The organism is Prevotella sp. CAG:592 (genome assembly GCF_000436015.1).
GTDB lineage: Bacteria > Bacteroidota > Bacteroidia > Bacteroidales > Bacteroidaceae > Prevotella > Prevotella pectinovora.
Map to the genome: position 1 here is coordinate 10,264 of NZ_FR892519.1, position 4,686 is coordinate 14,949.

Annotated in this window: 5 protein-coding genes; all 5 read right to left on the reverse strand. The window is 47.6% G+C overall.

Annotation, left to right across the window (positions count from 1 at the left end; genetic code table 11):
- On the reverse strand, positions 1-356 hold a 356-nt coding region (locus QVO99_RS02470), incomplete at its 3' end, for a hypothetical protein (protein ID WP_288176885.1).
- A gap of 146 nt (positions 357-502) precedes the next feature.
- Positions 503-2,830, reverse strand: a complete 2,328-nt coding sequence (locus QVO99_RS02475; RefSeq protein ID WP_022316012.1) for a right-handed parallel beta-helix repeat-containing protein — start codon at positions 2,828-2,830, stop codon at positions 503-505.
- Between the two features lie 259 nt (positions 2,831-3,089).
- Positions 3,090-3,989, reverse strand: coding sequence for a PepSY-associated TM helix domain-containing protein (locus tag QVO99_RS02480; protein ID WP_022316013.1), 900 nt, complete (start codon positions 3,987-3,989; stop codon positions 3,090-3,092).
- A gap of 93 nt (positions 3,990-4,082) precedes the next feature.
- The gene (locus tag QVO99_RS02485) at positions 4,083-4,226 is read right to left on the reverse strand and encodes a hypothetical protein (protein WP_288176886.1); all 144 of its coding nucleotides are present in this window, start codon (positions 4,224-4,226) and stop codon (positions 4,083-4,085) included.
- Positions 4,227-4,261: 35 nt separating this feature from the next.
- A complete protein-coding gene (locus tag QVO99_RS02490) occupies positions 4,262-4,555 on the reverse strand; it encodes a TonB-dependent receptor plug domain-containing protein (protein ID WP_022316014.1) in 294 nt (97 codons plus the stop codon).
- Between the last annotated feature and the right edge of the window lie 131 nt (positions 4,556-4,686).

Here is a 4,686-nt window from a genome sequence, read left to right on the forward strand (position 1 = left end):
GCTGTTGCTGCCACACCGCCAACGGTGTAACCACGATAATTGGGATAGTTCTCCACTACTACGATGTCGCGGGTTGACTTTACCGGCACCTGCAGAATCGTGCCACTGTTGAACTGTGCGTTGTTTCTGCCGATACAATAGAGTTTGCCGTTGGTGGCATCTACATGCATCGACACGCCTTCAACTGTGGAAGGAATGTCAACTGTGGTCTTCTGATAGTTCGTAGTTTCCTGGATGCCTGCCGGCAGGTCGTTCTTGAAGTCCCATTTTGCAGTCACGTCACCCTGTGCCTTAACCGATACGGCAGACAACAAGGCAATGACGCAAAACGTCAATGTCCTTAGAAAATTGTTCATGCTTTGATATAGATTAGTTTGTTTATTATGGCAAAGTTAACTCATTTATTGGATATTTACAAATAAAGCTAAAAAAAAACATCCCATTCATTGTAAAAAAAACAACGAACAGGATATTTATATAGACATTTACATTTTCTTACTTGTTATTTTACCACGACCTTCAGACTTTCTTTCAGGTTCTTGCCATTGACTTTCAGTATTATCATACCATTTGACTTTGGTAGATAAATGCTTGTGTTGGTACCGTTGAAGTCGTGTTTGCCCAGGAGCATCCCGTCGGCATCGTAAGCGCTGATGACGAATTGGTCTTTTGCCTGTGCACCGTCAACACTTACTATCACCTGACCGTTGAAAGCCTGAACGAGACGCACCTTCTTGCCGTTGCTCTCGCTGTTCTGAATATAGCCAATGCCGTTGGTGGCGGAACCGAATGCTACAGATTTGCTCTTCAAGCCAAGTTCAAAAGCACCGAGGTCTGGTGCGGCGCCAGCATAGCGTATTGCCGGAATTCTGACGTTTTGTGAAGCATATTTTGTATTTTCGTCTACCACGGTGCCCTTGTCCACGAGCAGGGCATTGCCTTCCACGGGATGTGCCCAAGTGATGTTGTCCCACTGCAAATCGCCATTGGCGTCACGATCGGCAATAAGTTCTGCATAATTGTCTTCGTTTACCACATTCGACGGATCAACACTAAGGTCTGTCGTAACGAGGGTGCCGACAGAAATCTGGGTTCTTCCATATTTCGTGCTTTTCTCGCCAAGCTTAGTAGGGTCTTCATGATGTGTGTCCGTCTTCAGGTTGTCGTTGATGGATATACAGTTTGTTGCCACCAGCTCATGACCTGCCGCTATATCCTCATAGGCTCTATACGAATATGATTTCTTGAGCGTAAGACCGTCTACGCTTTTCAGAGCATAGCCCGTACAGTTGTTCATGATGATGTCGCCTGAGTTATGGTTCTGGTCGAATCCCTTGTTCACATTGTTTACTGCGATGCAGCGGTTCAAAACCACGTTCATCGCACCCTGGTCTGAGCCACACTTGAATCCGTTGCCGTTGCCCTGGGTCAGGGCACCGTTGATGATGGCGTTTTCGTATGCGAGGCAGTTTTCAAACACTATCGTGACATTGTCCTTGAAGCCTCCACTTTTCTTGAAGAAAACGTCGTAGCCGTCGTCTGAATTGTTGTATGCACGGCAGCCATAGAAATAATTTCCTGTTCCCACGGAAATCTTCGGTGCGAAACCGTCGGCATCACCATCTCCCTCGTCCTTGTTTTCAAAAGCGTCGCAGTTGAGGATATAGTTATAGGCTCCGAGATTCTTTATCTGAACGCCCGTATCACCGTTTCTATAGAATTTGCAATCTTCAATGATGTTGTCGTGGGCATCCTGTGTCCTGTTCTGGATGTCTGTTGACGAACCGCCGGTCGGTTTGTTGCGCTCGATGAGCAGTCCGTTGTCACTGGCGTTTGTCACGTCAACATGATAGAAATGCCAGTAAGACGAGGTGAGGCGTATTCCCTGGTATGGGTTGTCGCTATGCGAATGGTACGGATGGTCGCAGTTAATCACGGCGCGTCCGTCGAGGCAGACCAGCGAATTGTAGTTGTCTGCCGTACCATTGCGGTCGTTGATGTTTATGCGTGCCGTAGGACGGTATTCTCCGGCTGCGAGACAGATTGTTGTTCCTGGATCCACAGCTTTGTCTATGGCAAGCTGAATGCTGGCAAGTGCCGTCTCCGGTGTCAGTCCGTCGTTGGCGTCGCTTCCCGTCGGTGAGACATAGATCTTTGGTCCTGATCCCAACTTTGCCGTTGCTATGGGTGCATCTCCCGTCATATAGTCGAGACCGGGTGTCTGGTCGTTCGGATTGTCGGGGTTGTCGGGCGATGTACCACCGCCTCCTCCTATGGTTTCCTCATCGCCGACGGCAAGGCTATAGATATACATTCCTCCTGTGATGCCTACCACTACGTCGCCATCAGCAACTATCTTACCGCTGCCCTGCTGATGTTCTTTTCCTGTAGAGGCAGGGAACGTGCCTTCAAGATTGACAAGAGCAAGCGAACGGGTTGACGACTTGTTAGAAGTGCAGTATTCTATCTTCACCATCTCTCCCGCCTTGCGGTTGGGAATTACGAGCGAAGACGCATCGCCGAGCCACAACGCACCGGTGCTGCCGCCAAGTCTCAAATTACCATTGTCATTGGCAGTAATCGTGAAAGTCAATCCCTTAGCTACATCAAGTTCCGTATCGTTGGCCTTCACTGGCGCATTGTCCATGGCGAGAACATAGCAATAACGACTCTTTGAATCTTTCTTCCAGTTTGCATCACCGGAAATCAAACCGACATCAGTCTGCGAGACAGAGGTAAACGACCACGACCGATTGTCTGATTCTACATCTTGAGCCGAAAGTGTGGCACAAGACATTACCGTGGCTACAAGAGCCCATAATTGTTTCATAGAATAAGTATTAATGTTAGTAGATTACTGTATATATTGTTTTCTTTCATCTTGTCACTCCAAGATGTATGATCAGCATTGCAAATATAGTAAAATACAGACAATCCTATTCCAATGTAAGGCAATTTATCGACGTAAACGTTTACGCCCAAATTATCAATTCCAACAATCCATAATTGCCGATATATGTAAAAGGCCGGATAGTGTGCAAAGGGGCAAAGGAGCCCCTTTCCCTTAGTATTTGTTCCGTATTCTCATCCTATTTCCGCTTGCGGCGGAAATAAAGCAGGTAACCTGTCACAGGCAGCGAAGCTCCGATGAGACTGACCACGAAAGTGATGATCTTCGTTATCATTCCTCCCCACGAACCGATGTGGAGTTGATGGAAGACCTGCATCATCTCCGATCCCTTCGGCACAAGTTTCAGACCGAAGCCCAAGCCTGTTACGGCGAGAAACATCAGCCAAAGGAGTGTCCACCAGCCAAGACTGACATGAAGGTCGAAGAGGCGGCGCTTGCCTCCCTTGCCCCACTCCACCTTGAAGCGCTGACACAGCTGCTTGCCGTTTTGGGGCAGGAATACGAATATTCCGCTTATTAGTATAAAGACAAACAACAATGTGGTGTAGGTGACAATAATCTTGCCCACCGGTCCCATCATGAGTCCGGTGTGGAATTTGGTGACATAGGAGAAGAAGTCTCTCTTTGTAGTAGTACCGTATGGTGCATCCTTGGCAGGAGACTTGGTCTTCAATGCGTCCTTGCCCTTTGCCGCAGACTTATCCTCTACAGAAGATTCTTTCTTGGATGCCGGTGCGCCCTTACCAATGACGTCATCCTTTGCAGAAGGTGACGGATGGCATTTTTCTCTCGAAGAACACTTGTCGCATCCGTCGGGAGAACATTGGTGGGGAGCTGCTGCCTTTTCCTTTCGGAAAGAAGCAGTCGCGCCTTTTGCGCCTTTTCCCTTTATGGCATTGTCTGTTTTTCCTCCTTTGTCGCCCTTGGCGTGCGGAGCAACGACTCTTGGCATTCCGAGAGCATTCCTTATCTCATTCTTGAACACGAGGGTGGCTCCCGACAGGCAGATAAGCATTATGATAACGCCCAAGGGCAATGAGAGCCACAGATGGATTTTCAGAAGTATTTTCTTTGTCATAGATGTTCTTTTATCAAAATAGCACAAGGAGAGCAGAGAACCAAAACATGATGATTCTGCCACTCTCCTTAGCATAACGTAAAAATGTCTGTTTTATTTTGCGAAATTCACCTTTAGTCCTACTACAAGCATTCTGCCCGGTGAATAGAGGGCAACTTTCTGCGAAGGAGTGTCGATGCGATGGTCGGTCTTGTCGAAGATATTGTCGATGCCGATGCTTGGAACGAGCTTGAACATCCTGCCCACCGTGAAGGTATGGGTGGTGTTCAGATTTATGAACCCATGGCGTTAGGGGTGAACGACACCTGGGGCATGAGCTTTGTCAGCACATCCTGGAAGTCTGTCGCTCCTGTTTCCTTGATTGCTTTCTGCGAAAGCACATGCACGGGTGTAGTGGTGGACTTCAGCAGCTGATGGTGACCATTTCCTGTTACCACCACCGGGTTGAGGTCTATTGACTTGCGAATGTCGTTGTCGCCATCCGTTCCATCATATACATTACTTGCCACGGCATTTACGCAGCCCAATGAAGCGGCTACGGCAAAAAGTAGAATTCTGTTGTTCATTTAGTTATATTTGATGTTTCCTTATCGTATTTGTTTATTACCCATTTTAAAGTCTGAATCCAATCAATCCCCAATGACCGATTTGGGTAAAAAAGACTAATACCTACCTGTTGGCGGAATTAATTTAGTGC

What these genes read in the sequence shown, in the direction of transcription:
- QVO99_RS02475 (WP_022316012.1), bottom strand. Translation starts at nt 2,830, where the DNA reads ATGAAACAATTATGGGCTCTTGTAGCCACGGTAATGTCTTGTGCCACA.
- QVO99_RS02480 (WP_022316013.1), bottom strand. Translation starts at nt 3,989, where the DNA reads ATGACAAAGAAAATACTTCTGAAAATCCATCTGTGGCTCTCATTGCCC.
- QVO99_RS02485 (WP_288176886.1), bottom strand. Translation starts at nt 4,226, where the DNA reads ATGTTCAAGCTCGTTCCAAGCATCGGCATCGACAATATCTTCGACAAG.
- QVO99_RS02490 (WP_022316014.1), bottom strand. Translation starts at nt 4,555, where the DNA reads ATGAACAACAGAATTCTACTTTTTGCCGTAGCCGCTTCATTGGGCTGC.